Below are 20794 nucleotides of genomic sequence, written 5' to 3'. Positions count from 1 at the left end.
CAAATCATATTAATTTTTAGTATTATCTGGATTAAAGTTAAATTTAAATTCATTTAATGGCCAGAATCTGAATGATACTTTACCAACAATTTGATCTTTATCGATTAAGCCGAAAGAACGACTATCTTTACTTACTTCACGATTATCACCTAGAACTAAGTATTTATCTTTAGGTATAACATTAGATTTAGAATTTGCATTAGCTAAATCTTTCACTTGGAAAGTACCTGTAATATATTCAACTTGCTTACGCTTCTCATTATAATTTAAATATGGTTCGTCTTGTTTCTTACCATTAATGTATAATTGGTCTTTTTTATATTGTACTTTATCACCAGGTACCCCAATCACACGTTTTACGTAGTCATCTTTCTTGTTAGCATGGAAAACGATGACATTCCCTTTTTTCACATCACCTATTTTATATCCCATAATATTTACAACTACACGTTCACCGTCTTTTAATGTTGGGTCCATTGAATCACCTTTAATTGTATACAGTTGACCAACAAATTTTCCTATTAAAAACACTAATGCTAAAGCCACTACTATGGCAATAACCCACTCCATAATTTCTTTTTTCAAATTAGACACCTCTTATATTCATTTAAAATCTGTCGTAAATGCTTCAAACGGATAATATTTAATACTTATATCTCCAATAATATTCTTTTTATCAATTAAACCATAGCGTCTAGAGTCTGATTGATTATGATCATTATCATTTAACACAAAATAATGTTTAGGGGAAATGATATCGCCATCAGAATATTTCATATCTCTTAATGAAAAGTTTTTTAATTGTCTATTTTTCGCAAATTTATCTTTAACTTCTCTATCATCACGATAAATTTTATTATTTCTTATTTCAATAGATTGACCTGGTTCGCCTATAATCCTACCAAAATGCGTATGTCCGTCAATGTTGTACATAATAATATCACCAGTATCCAATAAATTGAATGTCACTTTTATTTTATTAACAATTAATCTATCACCTTTAACTAAAGTAGGTGACATATTGTCATCTGTGACAATAGCTCCTCTAATTAGGAATGTTTGGATGAACAGTACAATAATAATCGCAAATATTAAGGAAATCAAATATTTAATAACAGTTTTCACTTTTTCACTCCTTAGTAGAGCCCATAAAATGCTTTTCTACTCTTTTACTGATAAACCAAAGTATGATGAAAAAAAGTATAGTCACAATTGCTCTTATCGGATTAGTGAAAATAGTCGTTACTTCTCGTCCCATTATCCCTAATACAGTGATAGAAATCAATTTAGATAAAGTTAGTACAATAAAATAATACTTTGTCTTAATATGTGAAAGGCTTGCTACGACATTAATCAAGGTATTTGGTGTAAATGGAAAGCATAATAATATAAATAATGGTATTAAACCTTGTCTATCAATAAAACTAATTAATCGTTGTACAGATCGCTTAGTTTTAAATTGCTTCATCTTATTTGTGTTGACTAATCGCTTGAATATTAAAAACATAGTAAAAGTACCGGAAACAATACCTAGCCAACAAATGATAATACCTACGATTGCACCATATGTATGCATTATTAATATGACATATAACGTTAGTGGTAATATTGGAATAATCGCACGAAAATAAATGAGCACAAAACCTGGAATATATCCAAATTGCCGAAATAAATCAAACCACTCTTCTAACTGTTCAAACGACAAAATCCCAAATCCTTTCTTCGGTAAACATTACTATATTTATTATAGTTGTAATTATAGCTTTTTGAAACAACTATCTTTTTTGAATTTAATAAATACATCTTAAGACCTAGATTATTCTCAATATCAATATAAATACCGATGAAACTTAATATGTTCCATCGGTATGATTTCAATTATATTTTAATATTTAAAATTAATCATGTTTGCTTTGCAATTGATAACTTATAATCTTGCTTCAAGGTCTTTCTTCATATCTTCAAATCCTGGTTTACCAAGTAAAGCAAACATATTTTGTTTATATGCTTCTACACCAGGTTGATTGAATGGATTGACACCTAATTGATAGCCGCTCATAGCACAAGCAAGTTCGAAGAAGTAAACGACATAACCAAATGTTTCTTCATCTAATTGTGGAATGTTAACAACGATATTTGGAACGCCGCCATCAGTATGTGCTAATAATGTACCTTCAAACGCTTTTGTATTAACTTCATCAATTGTTTTACCAGCAAGATAATTTAATCCATCTAAATCGTCACTATCTTCTTCAATAGTAAGATCATGTTTTGGATGATTCACTTTTACAACTGTTTCAAATAAGAAACGACGACCTTCTTGTACGTATTGTCCTAATGAATGTAAATCAGTTGTGTAGTTAGCACTTGAAGGATAAATACCTTTAAAGTCTTTACCTTCTGATTCACCGAATAATTGTTTCCACCATTCATTGAAATATTGCATTGAAGGTTCATAGTTAATAAGCATTTCAGTTGTATAACCTTTGCTATACAGAAGGTTACGGATTGTTGCATATTGATAAGCAATATTTTCTTCTAATTTGTCAGAAGATAATTCTTTACGTGCTTTTGCTGCACCAATCATCATTGCTTCAATATTAATACCTGCAGCTGCGATTGGTAATAAACCTACAGCAGTTAAAACTGAATAGCGACCACCTACATCATCAGGTACTACAAATGTTTCATAGCCTTCATTCGTAGCTAATTGTTTCAATGCACCTTTTTGCTTATCAGTTGTAGCAAAGATACGTTTTTTAGCTTCTTCTTTACCATATTTATTCTCAACTAATTGTTTGAATAAACGGAATGCAACTGCTGGTTCTGTAGTTGTACCAGATTTAGAAATAACATTTACAGAAAAATCTTTGTCAGCTAAATAATCTACTAACTCTTTTGTATAGCTTGAAGATAAATGATTACCTACAAACACAATTTCAGGATAGTCATTATTTGTTCTGAATGAAGATGTTAGCATTTCAATAGCAGCACGTGCACCAAGGTATGAACCACCAATACCAATAACAACTAACACGTCAGAATTTGCTTTAATACGTTTAGAAGCTTCTACAATTCTTGAAAACTCTTCTTTATCATAATCAACAGGAAGGTCTACCCAACCCAAGAAATCATTTCCTGCACCAGTTCCTTCATGTATCGTTTTGTGTAATGTCTTCACGATATCTTTTTGTTGTTCTAATTCATGTTCTCCAAAAAATTCTAAAGTCTTACCATAATCTAATTGAATATGAGTCATCTAAAAAGCCTCCTAAGTTTTACTACTTTAATTCTACTAAGTTTGTATATGCTATTCAATTCACAAGTCTCTATTTTATATTCAAAAAGTGAATTTTCAGTGTCATCTTCTTAAATCATCAAAACACCACCCTCCCTTTATACAATTTTCTAAAAATTATTAATTAATCAAAATACCTACAAATCAACCATTACATGTATTTCGGTTCTAAAAAGTTATACCTAAAATGTATATTTATGTAGTTTTATGGTTTATTTTTCATCAAGAATTTGCTATGATGAATTTATATTAAAATTCTGAAAATAATTTGAGGTGTAAATATGAAAGAGAAAATCGTTTTAGCATATTCCGGAGGATTAGATACAAGCGTTGCAGTACAATGGTTAATTGACAAAGGATACGATGTAGTCGCTTGTTGTTTAGATGTAGGAGAAGGTAAAGATTTAGACCTTGTTCATGACAAAGCATTAAAAATGGGTGCTGTAGAATGTCACATCATTGATGCAACAAAAGAATTTAGTGATGATTATGTTAGCTATGCTATTAAAGGGAATTTAATGTATGAAAATGCATATCCATTAGTATCAGCATTATCTCGTCCCCTAATCTCTAAAAAGTTAGTTGAAATTGCTGAAAAAACAAATTCAGTAGGTATTGCTCACGGATGTACAGGTAAAGGTAATGACCAAGTACGTTTCGAAGTTGCTATTAAAGCCCTTAATCCTAACTTAAAAGCATTTGCACCAGTAAGAGAATGGGCATGGAGTCGTGAAGAAGAAATTGATTATGCTATCAAACATAATATTCCAGTTTCTATTAACTATGATTCACCTTATTCCATCGATCAAAATTTATGGGGTAGAGCTAACGAATGCGGTATTTTAGAAGATCCATATGCTGCTCCCCCTGAAGATGCCTTCGATTTAACGAATGCATTAGAAGATACACCTGATGAAGCTGATGAAATTATCCTTTCATTTAAAAATGGTGTACCTGTTCAAGTTGATGGTAAAGATTACAATTTAGATGACTTAATCCTTTATTTAAATGAATTAGCTGGTAAACATGGTATTGGTAGAATTGACCATGTTGAAAACAGATTAGTAGGTATTAAATCAAGAGAAATCTATGAAACACCAGGTGCGGAAGTCATCTTAAAAGCACATAAAGCATTAGAAACAATTACGCTTACTAAAGACGTGGCACACTTCAAACCAGTCATTGAAAAGCAATTTTCTGAACAAGTGTACAATGGTTTATGGTTCTCACCGTTGACTGATAGCCTTAAACAATTTATAGACAGTACACAACAATATGTTGAAGGTGACGTAAGAGTTAAATTATTCAAAGGCAATGCGATTGTAAACGGCAGAAAATCACCATATACACTATATGATGAAAAACTTGCGACTTATACTAAAGAAGATGCCTTTAATCAAGAAGCTGCAGTAGGATTTATCGATATTTATGGTTTACCAACACAAGTCAATGCTATGTTACATGGAGGCTATAGTAATGAGTAATAAAGCTTGGGGAGGCAGATTTGAAGCACAACCAGAAGAATGGGTTGATGAATTTAATGCTTCAATTGATTTCGATCAAAATCTAATCGATCAAGATGTACAAGGCAGTATTGCACATGCTACAATGCTCGCTAATCAAAATATTATCAGTCAAGATGAAGCCCATACAATTATCGAAGGGCTAAAAGCAATACAAAAAGACGTACATCAAAATAAAATCGAATTCAAAGCGTCATTAGAAGATATTCATTTAAATATTGAACATGAACTGATTCAACGTGTTGGTGAAGCTGGGGGTAAACTTCACACAGGAAGAAGTAGAAATGACCAAGTAGCTACAGATATGCATTTATATACTAAAGAAGAAGTAAGTGGCATTATTGAATTAATTAAATCATTACAACAAACAATACTGACAATTGCTAACCAACATGTCGATACGATTATGCCAGGTTATACGCACTTGCAACGTGCACAGCCTATTTCATTTGCACATCACATTATGACTTACTTTTGGATGTTAGAACGTGATAAATCACGTTTCCAAGATAGTATGAAAAGAATCGATATCTCCCCTCTTGGTGCAGCAGCATTAAGTGGGACAACACATCCTATTGATCGTCATGAAACACAAGAATTACTCAATTTTAGTGCAGTTTATGAAAATAGTTTGGACGCAGTAAGTGACCGTGACTATATTGTTGAAACTTTGCATAATATCTCATTAACTATGGTTCATTTATCAAGATTTTCTGAAGAAATTATCTTTTGGTCTACAGATGAAGCTAAATTCATTACTTTATCTGATGCCTTTTCTACAGGGTCATCCATCATGCCTCAAAAGAAAAATCCTGATATGGCTGAATTGATTAGAGGTAAAGTTGGACGTACCACAGGACATTTAATGAGTATGTTAGTAACACTCAAAGGATTACCATTAGCTTATAACAAGGATATGCAAGAAGATAAAGAAGGCTTATTTGATGCGATTCATACCATTAAAGGTTCATTAAAAATATTTGAAGGTATGCTAGATACTATGACGGTAAATACCAACCGTTTAAATGAAACAGTTACTAAAGATTTTTCAAATGCTACTGAATTAGCAGATTATCTAGTGAGTAAGAACGTTCCATTTAGAACAGCACATGAAATTGTTGGAAAAATCGTCTTAGATTGTATTAATAAAGGTATTTATTTACTTGAAGTACCTTTAGAAGATTATCAATCACATCATGAAAGTATCGAAGCTGATATTTATGACTTTTTAAAGCCTGAAAATTGTTTAAAACGTCGTAAAAGTTATGGTTCAACAGGTCAAGATGCTGTTAAACACCAATTATCAGTTGCACAACAATTAATAAATTCATAATATATTTAGCAAGGAGAGACAAATTGTCTCTCCTTGTTTTTCTCTCCAATCCTCTCCTCTTCCAACATAAAACCTAAAACAACTGTTTTAAATTATAATTATATTGCCTGTCAACTTATAGTATAATAATCAAGTATTCAAAAATTATTAGAAAGGGCAATCTATGTTTAAACATCCCAAAACTACTTTATTTTTATTATTTTTTATATTTTTGTCTTTCATTGGTCTGTTTATTTATACTTACTTCCAAAACACTCGTGTTAAATCTGAACAGTTCAATAACAAAGCCAGTCAACATTCAAAATGGCATACCAATCCCACACAAGAAACATTTGTAACAATTGCACATAGAGGCGCGAGTGGTTATGCGCCTGAACATACACTTAATGCCTATGATAAAAGTCATCATGATATTGGCGCCTCATACATAGAGATTGATTTACAAAGAACAAAAGACGGCCAACTCATAGCGATGCATGATGATTCAGTTGATCGAACTACTAATGGTCATGGCAAAATCAAAGATTTAACGCTAGCACAAATTAAAGAACTAAACGCTGGTGAATGGTTTAATCAATTACATCCTGAAAAGGCTAAACCAGAATATCAAAATGCCAAAGTACCAACCTTAGATGAAATACTGTCAAGATATGGTAAAAATGCAAATTATTACATCGAAACAAAATCACCTAATGTTTATCCAGGTATGGAAGATCAACTTTTACAAACACTTCAAAAACATGATTTATTAAATAAAACCTCTTTAAAAAATGGTCATGTTATGATTCAATCCTTTTCTGAAGATAGTCTGTTAAAAATCCATCATCAAAATAAGTCTATTCCGTTAGTTAGATTATTAAAAAAACACCAATTACAACAATTGACAGATAAAGACTTAAAATATATTCGCAAATACGCAACAGGCATTAGTCCAGAATATACTGACTTAAATGAATCTAACACTGTTCATTTAAAAGATTTAGGTTTTATCGTACATCCTTTTACTGTAGATAAAAGTGCTGATATGAAACGATTAAATCGTTATGGTGTCGACGGTGTCTTCACCAACTATGCAGATAAATATAAACGTATTTCACATTAAGATAAATGCATATCATAAAGCATAACTACTCAATATTTTTAAAACTTCAACAATGTAAATGGTTTGTTAATTATTAATATATTTTGAAATGAATATTAAGTTCTTTATAGTTGTTTAATTATTCAGTAAATTCTATTTCTCATATTTAAAAATATTGCCATGATAGTAGTAACACTCAAATTGAAAGGATGTTATTACTTTGAAATTAAATAAATGGGTATCTGTTGGAGTTGCAACAATCACTTTATCTATGCTAAGTGTCAGTACACCAGCACTTGCAAGCGGAGATGGTCAATCAACACAAACCTCAGATTCAACTGAAAATCAAACACAAACTCAAACATCTAATCATACTAATCAAAGTCATTCGCAATGGCAGAAAAACTTAACTGGTGAAGCTCACACGACAATTGCTCATAGAGGTGCAAGTGGTTATGCTCCTGAGCATACATTTAATGCCTATGATAAAAGTCATAAAGAATTAGGAGCGTCATACATAGAAATTGATTTACAAAGAACGAAAGATGGTCATCTCGTTGCCATGCATGATGAAACCGTTGATCGTACTACTAATGGACATGGACGAGTTGAAGATTATACATTAGCAGAGTTAAAGAAACTCGATGCTGGTAGTTGGTTTAACAAACAACATCCTGACCTTGCTAAATCAGAATATAACAATGCAAAGGTCCCTACTTTGGATGAAATTTTAAGTCGTTACGGTAAAAACGCTAATTATTATATCGAAACAAAATCTCCTGATGTTTATCCAGGTATGGAAAATCAATTAATTCAAAGTTTAAACAAACATGGTATGTTGACTGATCAATCACTTAAAAATGGTCATGTCATTGTTCAATCTTTTTCTGAACCTAGTCTACAAAAAATGAAACAATTAAATCCTAATATTCCTTTAATTCGTTTATTAGATAAAGGCGAGTTACCTTTCCAAAGTGAAGCAGATTTAAAACGTATTAAGTCTTATGCAGTTGGTGTAGGGCCTGAATATACAGATTTAAATGAAAAAAATACTAAGCATTTAAAAGATTTAGGATTCCTAATACATCCATTTACTGTTAATGAAGAAGCAGATATGCAACGTTTGAATGACTATGGCATTGATGGTGTATTTACCAACTATGCAGATAAATACAAAAATTTAAACCAAAAATAGCAATACTTATAAATCATTGTGTATACTAACGTTAGATTCATACTTTTAACTTAAGGGTTGTGAAAACATGGCAACATCTGAAAATATACTCAATCGATTTATGCAATACATGAATGAAGATCATATTACGACTCGTAAAATGATGGGAGAATATATCATATACTATGATAAATGTGTAGTTGGTGGATTATACGATAACCGATTATTGATTAAAACGACACCTTCTTCGTCAGAAATATTGAATGATTGTGGATTGGTTGTGCCCTATCCAAATGCCAAACCAATGATTCACTATCTAAATATTGAAGACAGTGAAACTATTTTAAAAGTCTTGCAACAAGTTAAAAATGATTTAAATTAAACAAAAAACATTCACTCAACAATTTCTGAGTGAATGTTTTTCTTTTATATATAAATGGGTTTAACCGATATTAATAAAGGCTATTATGCCCATCCACGATATCTAGCTGCTTCTGCTGTACGTTTGATACCAACAATATATGCTGCTAAACGCATATCGATCTTTCTGTTTTGTGATAATTCATAAATTGTATCGAAAGCTGTAATTAATTTTTCGCGTAATTTTTCATTAACTTCTTCTTCAGTCCAATAGTAACCTTGATTGTTTTGAACCCATTCGAAGTATGAAACTGTTACACCACCTGCACTAGCTAAAACATCTGGTACTAATAAGATGCCACGTTCAGTTAAAATACGTGTCGCTTCAGGTGTAGTTGGTCCGTTTGCAGCTTCAACCACGATACTTGCTTTAATATCATTAGCATTTTCTTCAGTAATTTGGTTTGAAATCGCTGCTGGAACTAAGATATCACAGTCTAATTCGAATAATTCTTTATTTGAGATTGTCTCTTCAAATAAGTTTGTTACAGTTCCGAAGCTATCTCTTCTGTCTAATAAATAGTCAATATCTAAACCGTTAGGGTCATGTAAAGCACCGTAAGCATCTGAAATACCAACTACTTTCGCACCTAAATCATATAAGAATTTAGCTAAGAAACTACCTGCGTTACCAAAACCTTGGATAACCACTTTAGCATCCTTAAGATCCATGCCTTTACGTTTAGCTGCTTGTTCAATTGCAATAACAACGCCTAGTGCAGTTGAACGGTCACGTCCTTGTGATCCACCAAGTACAATAGGTTTACCAGTGATAAATCCTGGAGAATTGAATTTATCTAGTGCACTGTATTCATCCATCATCCAAGCCATGATTTGTGAGTTAGTGAATACGTCTGGTGCTGGAATATCTTTGTTTGGTCCTACGAATTGTGAAATCGCTCTAACATACCCACGAGATAAACGTTCAACTTCATGAATACTCATTTGACGAGGGTCACACACGATACCACCTTTACCACCGCCGTATGGTAAATTAACAATTCCGCATTTTAATGTCATCCACATTGATAATGCTTTAACTTCTTCTTCGTCAACATCTGGGTGGAAACGCACTCCCCCTTTAGTTGGACCTACTGCATCATTATGCTGTGCACGATAACCAGTGAATGTTTGAACTGTACCATCATCCATACGCACTGGAATACGTACTTGTAAAAATCTTAGTGGTTCTTTGATTAGATCGTACATACCATCATCAAAGCCCAATTTATGCAAAGCTTCTTTAATAATTCCTTGAGTAGAAGTCACTAAATTATTATTCTCAGTCATGATCCTTTTCGCCTCTTTTTAACTAATGATTTCGCTTTCATTTATTATTGTAACACAACTTTATCCTTTTTAAAGGGGTTGCAAAATGATTGTTACAACTTTTTGAACTTATTTAAAAACTTGTTTAATTTTTTCAATTGCAAGGTCTAATTCTTCTTTAGTAATAACAAGTGGTGGTGCAAATCGAATAACTGTATCATGTGTCTCTTTACATAATAAACCTAATTCTTTTAATGATTCACAGTATGGTCTTGCATTCTCAGTTAATTCAATTCCGATGAATAAGCCACGGCCACGTACTTCTTTAATTGAAGGATGTTCGATTTTTTGTAATTCAGATTTGAAGTATCCACCTAATTCTAATGAACGGCCAGGTAAGTCTTCATCTACAATGACATCTAAAGCAGCTAGTGACACGGCACAAGCTAATGGATTACCGCCAAATGTAGAACCATGTGAACCTGGTGTAAATACATCTAAAACTTCTTTATCAGCTAAGACAACGGAAATTGGCAGTACGCCACCGCCAAGCGCTTTACCTAAAATGTATACATCTGGTTTAACATTATCCCAGTCTGTGGCAAATAGCTTACCTGAACGGCCTAACCCAGCTTGGATTTCGTCTGCTATAAATAAGATATTATGCTCATCACATAATTCTCTGATTGCTTTTAAATAACCTTCTGGTGGCACATTGATACCAGCTTCGCCTTGAATAGGCTCTACTAAAATTGCTGCAGTATTATCAGTGATTGCTGCTTTTAATTTTTCTACGTCACCAAAATCAATTTTACGGAAACCATCTAATAATGGACCATATCCTCTTTGATATTCTGCTTCAGACGATAATGACACGGGTGCCATTGTACGACCATGGAAGTTACCATTGAATGCAATGATTTCTGCTTTATTTGGTTCAATACCTTTCACATCATAAGCCCAACGTCGTGCTGCTTTTAATGCTGTTTCAACAGCTTCTGCACCAGTATTCATTGGTAATGCTTTATCTTTACCTGATAATTCACAAATTTTCTTGTACCATTCACCTAAATTATCACTGTGGAAAGCACGTGATACTAATGTTACTTTCTCTGCTTGATCTTTAAGTGCCTGAATAATTTTAGGATGTCTATGTCCTTGGTTTACTGCTGAATATGCAGATAGCATATCCATATATTTATTACCTTCCGGATCAGTTACCCATACACCTTCTGCTTCGGCAATGACGATTGGAAGCGGTACATAGTTATGTGCTCCATAGTGATTTGTTAATTCAATAATTTGTTCTGACTTAGTCATAATATCTCCCCTTTGTTTAATAAATACTAAAGCTAGTTACCAATATCATAACTGATTTCCAGTGGCTCTCAAACAGATTACATTAATATATTTCTAAATAGTCTCATTTTATTAAAGTTGTAATTTTTCTATCTCTTATTACAACATGTATTACTTAAATTTTTATATTTTGAAAGCCCTTACAAATATAATGACACATGCCCGCTATGTTGTACAAGTAAAAGTTTAAAAATTCGTCATAATATATCTTTTATTGTTTCTAAAACCTTATAGTGACACCTTTTATTGATTTTACAATATACCAAAAATTCTATAAAAGTGTATAAAAAAGCTAGAAATAATCATTGGTAAATGATCTTTTCTAGCTTTTAATATATTATTGATCTTTTCTAGGTAAAGGATAAAAACCATTATTAAATTGTTGCCATAATTTAGGTGGTAATTCATGATTATCTTCACGTTCTGGATCAAAATAGCTTATAATTTCAGATTCTCTACCTTCTTTAATTTTCCCTACAAAATCATAATCAAGTAGAATCTCACGTCCTAAAGCTACTAATTCTACGCCAACATCTTCAACTGCATTTAAAGCATCATCAGCAGTAAATACTGATCCAATACCGATTAATGGCATACGTCCATTAATCCATTTATGAATAAGTTCTAATCTATTTTGTCCTTCATACTGTCCATCACGTGTTTTAGAATAAATATCCATAATTGATACATGAATATAATCTATGTCTTTTTTAGTAATTGCATTAACTAATTCTTCAGTAATATCCATTGTAATACCTGGTGATTCCGCTTCTTCTGGTGACAAACGATATCCGACAATGAAATCATCAGATGCATAATCTTTTTTCGCTTTAAGCACTTCATCAATGACAGCCATTGGGAATTTCAAATTCTCAGCCCATATATCGTTTCTTCTATTGTAGTAAGGTGAAACAAATTGGTGGATTAAATAATGGTTAGCTCCATGAATTTCAACACCATCAAACCCAGACTGTATAACACGTCGTGTTGCTTCACCGAAATCTTTAATCGTTTGTTCAATTTCTTCTGATGTCATTTCTCTTGCATCGTGTTCTTGTTTTTGGCCGAAACTTTTTAATGAAATTGGGCTTGGAGCAGCTACATCACCATCGGGCGTCAATTCAGGTAATGCTTGAGCCCCACCATGATGAATTTGAACTAATGCTTTAGCACCATTTTTCTTCATCGCTTGTGCAAGTTTTTTAAGACCTTCTATGTCTGCATCGTGAGCTACTGAAGGCTGTCCAGGAAATGCCTTACCAAGATCGTTCACATTACTCGCTGCATTAATCGCTAATCCGACATCTTTCGCACGCTTTTCAATATAGGTTAATTCAACATCTGAAATTGTGCCATCGTCATTAGATGAAATGTGTGTTAAAGGCGCTAAAACGAACTTATTTTTTAATTCAACGCCATTTGGCAAAGTCACACTTTCAAATAATGAATTATATTTACTATTCATAACTCTACCTCCAGATTAATAATAATGGAGACTATAACATGAAAAGATTTTATGCTCTATTTATTTGCTTATAGATTTTTTATATGAATCATCATCAAACAATCAAAGGGCTCTTTAGAGACTGAAGCTATACTTGTTCAACTTTCTCAAAATAAAAACGATAATATCCATCACAAAATAGATACTATCGTTTATATCATCCCTATATTCTTAGTATAAATATAACGAATATAATTACGTCACTTTAATCTTGACGTATAGTACGTTTAGACCGTTTGATCCAGACCGGTAAGCGTTCTTCAAGTGTTTGAAACCCATACTTTTCTGTTTCTTTTATTTCATCTAGCACCGACTGTTTTTCTTTTTTACGTTCATAATTTTTAAAGTAATCATTATCTTTTAAAGACAAGTTGAGTTTACCTTCTTCATCAATTGATAAAATCTTAGCTTTGACGACTTGTCCTTCAGATAGAAATTTCTTCAAGTTATGGACATAATCATCCATGATTTCAGAAATATGGATAAGTCCTTCAGTATGGTCAGGGGCCTCAACAAATGCGCCATACGGTTGAATACCAGTCACACGTACCTTAATATGTTGACCTTCTTTGTAGTGATTATTCAACTTGATAACCCCTTATTTCGTTTTTCTTAACACTATTATCATAGCATAAAACAAATTAAGGGACTAACTATAACGTTGAATTTTTTGAATTATTTTGAAATAGATCCTATGGAACTTTATTCATTCCCATAATGATAATAATAAAATGTCTGATAAAAATGTTGTGCCCCTCTATGTTATATAACATTAAAAAACTTCACGTTCAAAGTATGACTTTACTTGAGCGTGAAGTTTCTAATCTTTTTTAAATTGAAATTATCCTAAAATCATGTTTACGAATCGTTAAATACAAACAGTCACCTTATTCAGTAACATCGATAGATTCGATAACTACATCATGTACAGGTTTATCTTGAGGTCCTACTTTCGTATTCGCAATGTCTTCTAATGTTGTTTCACCTTCAACCATTTGACCAAATACAGTATGTTTTTGATCTAACCAAGGCGTACCTCCATTTTCACCATACGCTTTAACGATTGGTTCTGGCCAACCACCATCAGCTAATTGACTTAGCATATTTTGTGGTACTTCTTTCATTTGAACGATAAAAAATTGTGAACCGTTTGTATTCGGACCAGCATTAGCCATAGATAATGCACCATATAAATTAAACGCTTCTAACGAAAACTCATCTTCGAATGCACCACCATAAATGCTTTCGCCACCCATTCCAGTTGCAGTCGGGTCGCCGCCTTGTACCATAAAATCATTGATTACGCGGTGGAAAGTTACCCCATCATAGTAACCATTTTTAGCATGTGTAACAAAGTTTTCAACTGTTTTAGGTGCAATATTAGGGAATAACTTAAATGTCATGTCTCCTTTATTAGTATGCATTACAACTTTAATTTCATCTTCTTGTATCTCTTTATTTAACTGAGGATAGTTCGTCATTAAAATTCTCCATTCATGTTATGATATACGTATATATTAACACATTTGAAAGGAAGTAATATAGCATGTTATATCGATTTTCTCATAAGACAGGAAGCTACGGTGTTTCAATTAAAGAAGATACTGGTGACGACGTTTTAGTTCAAGTTGAACAAGTGATCAAACATCCTAAACAAGGTGATTTACACAATCCTAATGAATCGACAGGTGTATTTTTCCATGAACGTAAAGCATTAAGCCATTATGAAAAAAGATATGCTAAGCGTTCACAATTACGTGACTTTAATGTCGAAAAAATGTCATATGAAGATTCTCTTCAACAAGCTATTTCAAATTTAGAGTCACAATTAAAAGAAAAAAATGACGCACATGCAAAGCGTTCATTACAAAATTTAGAACAACTTAAAGCTGATTATACTATTCAATACAAACAAAATTTTCATTAAAAATTGACGTGTTTCTTCTTATTTAACAGTGGATAGAAATTCAGTAATTTCAAGCGTTCAGACGTTTTTCAGAATGATATGATTCATGTATAATGAATATCATAAACATTTTTAAAGGAGGACAATTTAATGAGTTTGTTACATATTGCGGTTCTATTACCGTTAATATTTGCACTCATTATTCCAATCCTATATCGCTTCTTCAAAAGAATTCACATAGGTTGGTTTGTATTACCTGTCCCCGTCGTCTTATTTATATATTTCTTATCCTTTATTACGACTACTTCGTCAGGTAATACCGTAATGAAAACTTTTAAGTGGATGCCACATATCGGTATGAATTTCAACCTTTATGTTGATGGATTAGGGTTGTTATTCAGCTTACTGATTACTGGTGTCGGCAGTTTAGTTGTCTTATACTCCATTGGTTATTTAAGCCAATCAGAACAATTAGGGAATTTTTACTGTTATTTATTACTTTTCATGGGTGCAATGTTAGGCGTTGTTCTTTCAGATAACCTTATTATTTTATACTTATTCTGGGAGTTAACTTCGTTCTCAAGTTTTTTACTTATATCATTTTGGAGAGAGAAACAGGCTTCCATTTATGGGGCTCAAAAATCTTTAATCATCACAGTTTTTGGAGGACTTAGCCTTTTAGGTGGCATCATTTTACTTTCTGTAGCGTCAGATTCATTTAGTTTACATTATATTATTCAACACGTTGCAGAAATACAAAACAGTTCTTTCTTTATCCTAGCTATGATATTTATTTTAATTGGTGCATTTACTAAATCAGCTCAAGTACCTTTTTACATATGGTTACCAGATGCAATGGAAGCACCAACACCTGTTAGTGCCTATTTACATTCGGCAACAATGGTTAAAGCTGGTTTATATTTAATTGCAAGAATGACGCCCATTTTTGCTGTATCACAAGGTTGGATTTGGACAGTTACACTAGTTGGATTAATCACTTTATTTTGGGCATCTTTAAATGCAACAAAACAACAAGATTTAAAAGGTATACTAGCCTTTTCAACTGTGTCACAACTCGGAATGATCATGTCTATGTTAGGTATGGGTGCAGTTAGCTATCATTTTGAAGGTCAAGATAGTCAACTTTATATAGCTGCCTTTACTGCAGCTGCATTTCATTTAATTAATCATGCTACGTTTAAAGGTGCGTTATTCATGATAACTGGTGCAGTCGACCATAGTACCGGAACGCGTGATATTAAGAAATTAGGTGGTTTATTAACTATTATGCCTATATCGTTCACGATTACTGTTATTACTTCATTAAGTATGGCAGGCGTCCCACCTTTTAATGGCTTTTTATCTAAAGAGAAATTCTTAGAATCCGTCATTGAATTAACACACGCGCATGTGATGAGTCTAAATACATTAGGCCTCATCTTCCCAATACTTGCCATTGTCGGAAGTATTTTTACTTTTGTCTATTCAATTAAATTTATTATGCATATATTCTTTGGAGAATATAAACCTAATCAATTACCACAACGAGCTCATGAAGCATCTATATTAATGCTTATTTCACCATCAATATTAGCTATATTAGTTATTATATTTGGTCTATTCCCTGGAGTATTGACACAATCGATTATTGAACCAGCGACAACATCAATGAGTCAAACAACTCAAGTAAGTGCCGAGTTTCACTTATTCCACGGTATAACACCGGCATTTATTACAACTATTGGTATCTACATCATTGGTATTTTACTCATCATAACGTTTGCTTATTGGATTAAATTATTACAGTCACAACCTAACCAACTTACACTTAATTACTGGTACGATCGAACTGGTAAAATAATGCCAACGTATTCTAAAAATATGACAAATAGCTATGTCACTGAATCTTCTCGAAATAATCTCGTGATTATCTTCGGTTTATTAATTTTATTAACTACAGTAATTTTATTAAGTGTTCCATTCACAATTAATTTCAAAGATGTCAGTCGCATTAGAATATTTGAAGTAGGCATCATTGTTTTACTTGTCATTGCTTCGTTCTTAATTGTCTTTGCTAAATCTCGTTTATTTAGCATTATTATGTTAAGCGCTGTCGGTTATTCTGTTTCAGTGTTGTTTATATTCTTTAAAGCACCTGACTTAGCATTAACACAATTTGTTGTAGAATCCATTTCTACCGCATTATTTTTACTATGTTTCTATTTCTTACCTAATCTTAACCGTTACAACGAAACACGATCATTTAAAGTCATAAATGCTTTAATTTCGGTTGGTGTCGGTTTTGTTGTGACGATTTTAGGATTAATTGCGTATGGCAATAGACACTTCGAATCAATCACTCATTATTATCAAGATCATGTTTACGATCTTGCTTCAGGTAAAAATATGGTTAATGTTATTTTAGTAGATTTCCGTGGCATGGATACTTTATTCGAATCATCCGTATTAGGTATCGCAGGCTTAGGTATTTATACAATGATTAAATTACGTATGAAACATCAACATCGTTCAGAAACAAGTGAGGTGAAACGTCATGAACAGACAGAAAAATGATTTAATGTTCCAATATACAGCAGTCATCATTTTCTTTATGGTTATGATGTTCGGCTTTTCACTATTTCTAGCAGGTCACTATACACCAGGTGGCGGTTTCGTTGGAGGTTTATTATTCTCAAGCGCTTTGGTTGTTATTGCCATTGCATTTGATATAAAGACAATGAGACGTATTTTTCCAATTGATTTTAAAATATTAATTGGTATCGGATTATTATTTTGCGTTGGTACTCCAATGGCAAGTTGGTTCATGTCCAACAACTTTTTTACACATGTCACATTTGACATACCTATTCCATTGCTAGCGCCCATGCATATGACTACCGCTGTATTCTTTGATTTCGGTGTCTTATGTGCCGTAGTTGGAACTGTAATGACTATTATTTTATCGATTGGAGAGAACGAATAGTGGAAATTATTATGATATTTGTTAGTGGTATCCTCACAGCAATTAGCGTCTATCTCGTTTTGTCTAAGAGTTTGATACGGATCATTATGGGGACTACGCTACTAACACACGCAGCAAATTTATTTTTAATAACAATGGGCGGATTAAAACATGGCAAAGCACCTATTTATGAAAAAGGCACGCAAAGTTATGTTGATCCAATCCCACAAGCACTTATATTAACAGCCATCGTTATCGCTTTTGCTACTACTGCTTTCTTTTTAGTTTTAGCATTTAGAACTTATAAAGAACTTGGTACAGATAACGTTGAAAGTATGAAAGGAGTTCCAGAAGATGTCAGAGAGTAATATGTTAGCTCTTACTTTAGTTGTACCAATTCTGACGGCAATATTACTCGTCTTCATTGGAAAAAGACCGCATATCAAACGTTATGTCGCATTAGTAGGTACAATCATTACATTAATAATTGCAATACTTAATTTAAAAAATGTCTTACAAGATGGACCTATTAAATTAGAATTAGGTTCATGGAAAGCACCCTATAGTATCGTTTTTGTATTAGATATTTTTAGTGCATTATTGATTATTACGAGTATTATCATTACTGCACTCATCATATTATATTCTTATCGATCTATTGGTGTTGAAAGAGAAACGTTTTATTATTATTTCTCTATTATGTTTATGCTTATTGGTATCATCGGTGCATTTACAACAGGTGATATTTTCAACTTATTCGTATTCTTCGAAGTATTCTTAATGTCATCCTACTGTTTATTAGTTATTGGTACGACAAAGATTCAATTACAAGAAACGATTAAGTATATATTAGTCAATGTTGTATCATCATCATTCTTTGTCATGGGTGTAGCGATTCTATACTCTGTCGTGGGCACTTTAAACTTAGCGCATATTAGTCAACGTTTGAATGATTTATCAGCACATGAAAGTGGCTTAGTAAACATTGTATTTATATTATTTATATTTGTCTTTGCTACAAAAGCTGGTGTCTTCCCTATGTATGTTTGGCTACCAGGCGCTTATTATGCGCCACCTTTCGCTATTATTGCATTCTTCGGTGCGTTATTAACAAAGGTCGGCGTCTATGCAATTGCTAGAACTTTAAGTTTGTTCTTTAACAATACAGTAAGTTTTTCTCACTATGTCATTTTATTCCTAGCTATCATGACGATTATATTCGGTTGCGTTGGTGCAATAGCATACTATGATACAAAGAAAATCATTCTATACAATATTATGATTGCTGTTGGCGTTATATTGGTTGGCGTAGCTATGATGAATGAAGCAGGTATGATAGGTGCTATTTATTACACTATCCATGATATGTTAGTAAAAGCATCTCTATTCTTACTCATCGGGGTCATGTATAAAATCACTAAAACTACCGATTTACGTTTATTTGGTGGTTTAATTAAACAATACCCAGTGCTAGGTTGGACCTTCTTCATTGCTGCATTAAGTTTAGCCGGAATCCCACCTTTAAGTGGTTTTTACGGAAAGCTATATATTGTGCAAGCTACATTTGAAAAAGGCTTCTATATCACTGGTATCGTTGTCTTATTATCAAGTTTAGTTGTTTTATACTCAGTCATAAGAATTTTCTTAAAAGGATTCTTCGGAGAACCTAAAGGATATGACGTCACAAATAAAGCTAATACATTAGGTATGACTACCGTATCTATCGTAGCTGTGGTTATTACTGTGATATTCGGTTTATCAGCAGATGTGTTATACCCTATTATTAAAGAAGGCGCAACAACATTCTACGATCCAACTGTTTACATCAATAGCGTATTGGGGGGTAAATCATAATGGCAGTCCAAATTGTTATTAATTTATTAGTCTCAATCATATGGTTACTTATCTCTGATAGTTATACACTTAATAACTTTGTATTAGGCTATCTATTTGGTCTCATTTTAGTTTACCTACTCCACCGTGTGATGCCAGGTAAATTTTATCTCATACGTATTTATAGAATGATTAAATTAGTTTTCATTTTCTTACTAGAATTAATTAAAGCGAATTTAGATGTGTTGAAAATTATTTTAAAACCACATATTTCAAATAAACCTGGGTTCTTTGTCTATCACACAGACTTGAAGACGGATTGGCAAATCGTGTTACTGTCTAACCTGATTACACTAACGCCAGGTACTGTCGTCCTTGGAATTAGTGATGATCGTACAAAAATTTATATCCATGCCATTGACTTTAGTACTACTGAAGAAGAAACTGAAGGTATTAAATCTTCACTTGAAAAAGTAGTTAGAGAGGTGGGCGAACAATAATGATTACCAAAACATTAATAATTATTGCTTTAGTCATTGTCGTATTATCTATGTTAGCAATGTTAGTTAGAGTTATTTTAGGCCCATCTCTAGCCGACAGAGTTGTTGCATTAGATGCAATGGGATTACAATTGATGGCAGTTATTGCCCTTTTTAGTATTTTAATGGATATCAAATATATGATTGTTGTTATCCTACTAGTAGGTATTTTAGCCTTTTTAGGCACAGCTGTATTTTCAAAATTCATGGATAAAGGTAAGGTGATTGAACATGATCGAAACCATCATCATTAGTATTTCAATTATCTTAATTATGATTGGTGCACTTATTAGTGCGGTAGCAGCTATTGGTTTATTGAGGCTTGAAGACGTTTATTCACGTGCACATGCTGCAGGAAAAGCGTCTACTTTAGGTGCTATGAGTTTATTATTTGGGGCCTTTTTATACTTTATTGTTAAAGATGGTTATACAAATATGCAGTTAATTATAGGCATCATATTTGTACTAATCACTGGTCCACTTTCAAGCCATATGATTATGAAAGCAGCCTATAATATTAAAACACCCTACAGTAAAAATACTAAACAAGATGAAATCAAAGACGATTTAAAAGATAAAAAATTATAGAAATA

The 20794-nt window shown here is 32.6% G+C and carries 22 protein-coding genes; 13 read left to right on the top strand and 9 right to left on the bottom strand.

Features of this window, described 5'->3' with window-relative positions; genetic code table 11:
* Positions 1 to 9: 9 nt before the first annotated feature.
* The 4 genes from lepB (AC2D8K_RS03350) to AC2D8K_RS03335 form a co-directional block, all read right to left on the bottom strand.
* Positions 10 to 585 (bottom strand): signal peptidase I, encoded by a 576-nt coding sequence (lepB, locus tag AC2D8K_RS03350; RefSeq protein ID WP_484698008.1) that lies wholly within the window; start codon positions 583 to 585, stop codon positions 10 to 12.
* Positions 586 to 603: 18 nt separating this feature from the next.
* A complete protein-coding gene (gene lepB, locus AC2D8K_RS03345) occupies positions 604 to 1125 on the bottom strand; it encodes a signal peptidase I (protein ID WP_002450796.1) in 522 nt (173 codons plus the stop codon).
* 4 nt (positions 1126 to 1129) lie between these two features.
* A complete protein-coding gene (locus AC2D8K_RS03340; RefSeq protein ID WP_002450797.1) occupies positions 1130 to 1705 on the bottom strand; it encodes a TVP38/TMEM64 family protein in 576 nt (191 codons plus the stop codon).
* 222 nt (positions 1706 to 1927) lie between these two features.
* On the bottom strand, positions 1928 to 3259 hold the full coding sequence (locus tag AC2D8K_RS03335) for a glucose-6-phosphate isomerase (RefSeq protein WP_002450798.1): 1332 nt from the start codon (positions 3257 to 3259) through the stop codon (positions 1928 to 1930).
* Positions 3260 to 3579: 320 nt separating this feature from the next.
* Between AC2D8K_RS03335 and AC2D8K_RS03330 the strand changes: the two genes are divergently transcribed.
* The 5 genes from AC2D8K_RS03330 to AC2D8K_RS03310 all read left to right on the top strand — a co-directional run bounded on the left by AC2D8K_RS03330 (position 3580) and on the right by AC2D8K_RS03310 (position 8791).
* Entirely contained in the window at positions 3580 to 4782 is a 1203-nt protein-coding gene (locus AC2D8K_RS03330; RefSeq protein WP_002450799.1) for an argininosuccinate synthase, read from the top strand.
* Positions 4775 to 6154 carry an argininosuccinate lyase gene (argH, locus tag AC2D8K_RS03325; RefSeq protein ID WP_484698006.1) on the top strand — a complete coding sequence of 460 codons (1380 nt, stop codon included), beginning with the start codon at positions 4775 to 4777 and terminating at the stop codon, positions 6152 to 6154. The genes AC2D8K_RS03330 and argH overlap by 8 nt, the downstream gene beginning before the upstream one ends.
* A gap of 163 nt (positions 6155 to 6317) precedes the next feature.
* Positions 6318 to 7256 carry a glycerophosphodiester phosphodiesterase gene (locus AC2D8K_RS03320; protein ID WP_484698004.1) on the top strand — a complete coding sequence of 313 codons (939 nt, stop codon included), beginning with the start codon at positions 6318 to 6320 and terminating at the stop codon, positions 7254 to 7256.
* Positions 7257 to 7506: 250 nt separating this feature from the next.
* Positions 7507 to 8430, top strand: a complete 924-nt coding sequence (locus AC2D8K_RS03315; RefSeq protein WP_182463871.1) for a glycerophosphodiester phosphodiesterase — start codon at positions 7507 to 7509, stop codon at positions 8428 to 8430.
* 67 nt (positions 8431 to 8497) lie between these two features.
* Positions 8498 to 8791: a TfoX/Sxy family protein gene (locus AC2D8K_RS03310; protein ID WP_002450803.1), complete on the top strand. Its 294-nt coding sequence runs from the start codon at positions 8498 to 8500 to the stop codon at positions 8789 to 8791.
* Between the two features lie 83 nt (positions 8792 to 8874).
* Here AC2D8K_RS03310 and AC2D8K_RS03305 read toward each other — a convergent pair whose 3' ends face one another.
* From AC2D8K_RS03305 to AC2D8K_RS03285, 5 genes are all read right to left on the bottom strand, one after another.
* Positions 8875 to 10119: a Glu/Leu/Phe/Val family dehydrogenase gene (locus AC2D8K_RS03305; protein WP_002450804.1), complete on the bottom strand. Its 1245-nt coding sequence runs from the start codon at positions 10117 to 10119 to the stop codon at positions 8875 to 8877.
* Positions 10120 to 10227: 108 nt separating this feature from the next.
* Positions 10228 to 11418: an ornithine--oxo-acid transaminase gene (locus AC2D8K_RS03300; protein ID WP_002450805.1), complete on the bottom strand. Its 1191-nt coding sequence runs from the start codon at positions 11416 to 11418 to the stop codon at positions 10228 to 10230.
* Positions 11419 to 11794: 376 nt separating this feature from the next.
* A complete protein-coding gene (locus tag AC2D8K_RS03295; protein ID WP_002450806.1) occupies positions 11795 to 12922 on the bottom strand; it encodes an NADH-dependent flavin oxidoreductase in 1128 nt (375 codons plus the stop codon).
* 244 nt (positions 12923 to 13166) lie between these two features.
* The gene (ygs, locus tag AC2D8K_RS03290) at positions 13167 to 13547 is read right to left on the bottom strand and encodes a S1 domain-containing post-transcriptional regulator Ygs (protein WP_002450807.1); all 381 of its coding nucleotides are present in this window, start codon (positions 13545 to 13547) and stop codon (positions 13167 to 13169) included.
* A gap of 301 nt (positions 13548 to 13848) precedes the next feature.
* Entirely contained in the window at positions 13849 to 14442 is a 594-nt protein-coding gene (locus AC2D8K_RS03285) for a peptidylprolyl isomerase (RefSeq protein WP_002450808.1), read from the bottom strand.
* Positions 14443 to 14507: 65 nt separating this feature from the next.
* On the opposite strand from AC2D8K_RS03285, the gene kapB reads away from it, so the two are divergent.
* The 8 genes from kapB to mnhG1 all read left to right on the top strand — a co-directional run bounded on the left by kapB (position 14508) and on the right by mnhG1 (position 20789).
* A complete protein-coding gene (gene kapB, locus AC2D8K_RS03280; protein ID WP_002450809.1) occupies positions 14508 to 14888 on the top strand; it encodes a sporulation phosphorelay system protein KapB in 381 nt (126 codons plus the stop codon).
* A gap of 129 nt (positions 14889 to 15017) precedes the next feature.
* Positions 15018 to 17441, top strand: coding sequence for a Na+/H+ antiporter subunit A (locus tag AC2D8K_RS03275; protein WP_002450810.1), 2424 nt, complete (start codon positions 15018 to 15020; stop codon positions 17439 to 17441).
* Entirely contained in the window at positions 17422 to 17850 is a 429-nt protein-coding gene (mnhB1, locus tag AC2D8K_RS03270; RefSeq protein ID WP_002450811.1) for a Na+/H+ antiporter Mnh1 subunit B, read from the top strand. The genes AC2D8K_RS03275 and mnhB1 overlap by 20 nt, the downstream gene beginning before the upstream one ends.
* Complete coding sequence (gene mnhC1 / locus AC2D8K_RS03265; RefSeq protein WP_002450812.1) at positions 17850 to 18197, top strand: Na+/H+ antiporter Mnh1 subunit C; 348 nt, start codon at positions 17850 to 17852, stop codon at positions 18195 to 18197. The genes mnhB1 and mnhC1 overlap by 1 nt, the downstream gene beginning before the upstream one ends.
* Positions 18184 to 19683 (top strand): Na+/H+ antiporter Mnh1 subunit D, encoded by a 1500-nt coding sequence (mnhD1, locus tag AC2D8K_RS03260; RefSeq protein WP_002450813.1) that lies wholly within the window; start codon positions 18184 to 18186, stop codon positions 19681 to 19683. The genes mnhC1 and mnhD1 overlap by 14 nt, the downstream gene beginning before the upstream one ends.
* On the top strand, positions 19683 to 20162 hold the full coding sequence (gene mnhE1 / locus AC2D8K_RS03255) for a Na+/H+ antiporter Mnh1 subunit E (RefSeq protein WP_002450814.1): 480 nt from the start codon (positions 19683 to 19685) through the stop codon (positions 20160 to 20162). Before mnhD1 ends, mnhE1 begins: the two co-directional genes overlap by 1 nt.
* A complete protein-coding gene (gene mnhF1 / locus AC2D8K_RS03250) occupies positions 20162 to 20455 on the top strand; it encodes a Na+/H+ antiporter Mnh1 subunit F (protein WP_002450815.1) in 294 nt (97 codons plus the stop codon). Before mnhE1 ends, mnhF1 begins: the two co-directional genes overlap by 1 nt.
* Positions 20433 to 20789 carry a Na+/H+ antiporter Mnh1 subunit G gene (mnhG1, locus tag AC2D8K_RS03245; RefSeq protein WP_002450816.1) on the top strand — a complete coding sequence of 119 codons (357 nt, stop codon included), beginning with the start codon at positions 20433 to 20435 and terminating at the stop codon, positions 20787 to 20789. Before mnhF1 ends, mnhG1 begins: the two co-directional genes overlap by 23 nt.
* The last annotated feature ends 5 nt before the right edge of the window (positions 20790 to 20794 follow it).

The organism is Staphylococcus sp. 510, assembly GCF_057219715.1.
Note: the sequence above shows the minus strand (reverse complement) of the source record. Positions and strands in the feature narration are given on the sequence as shown.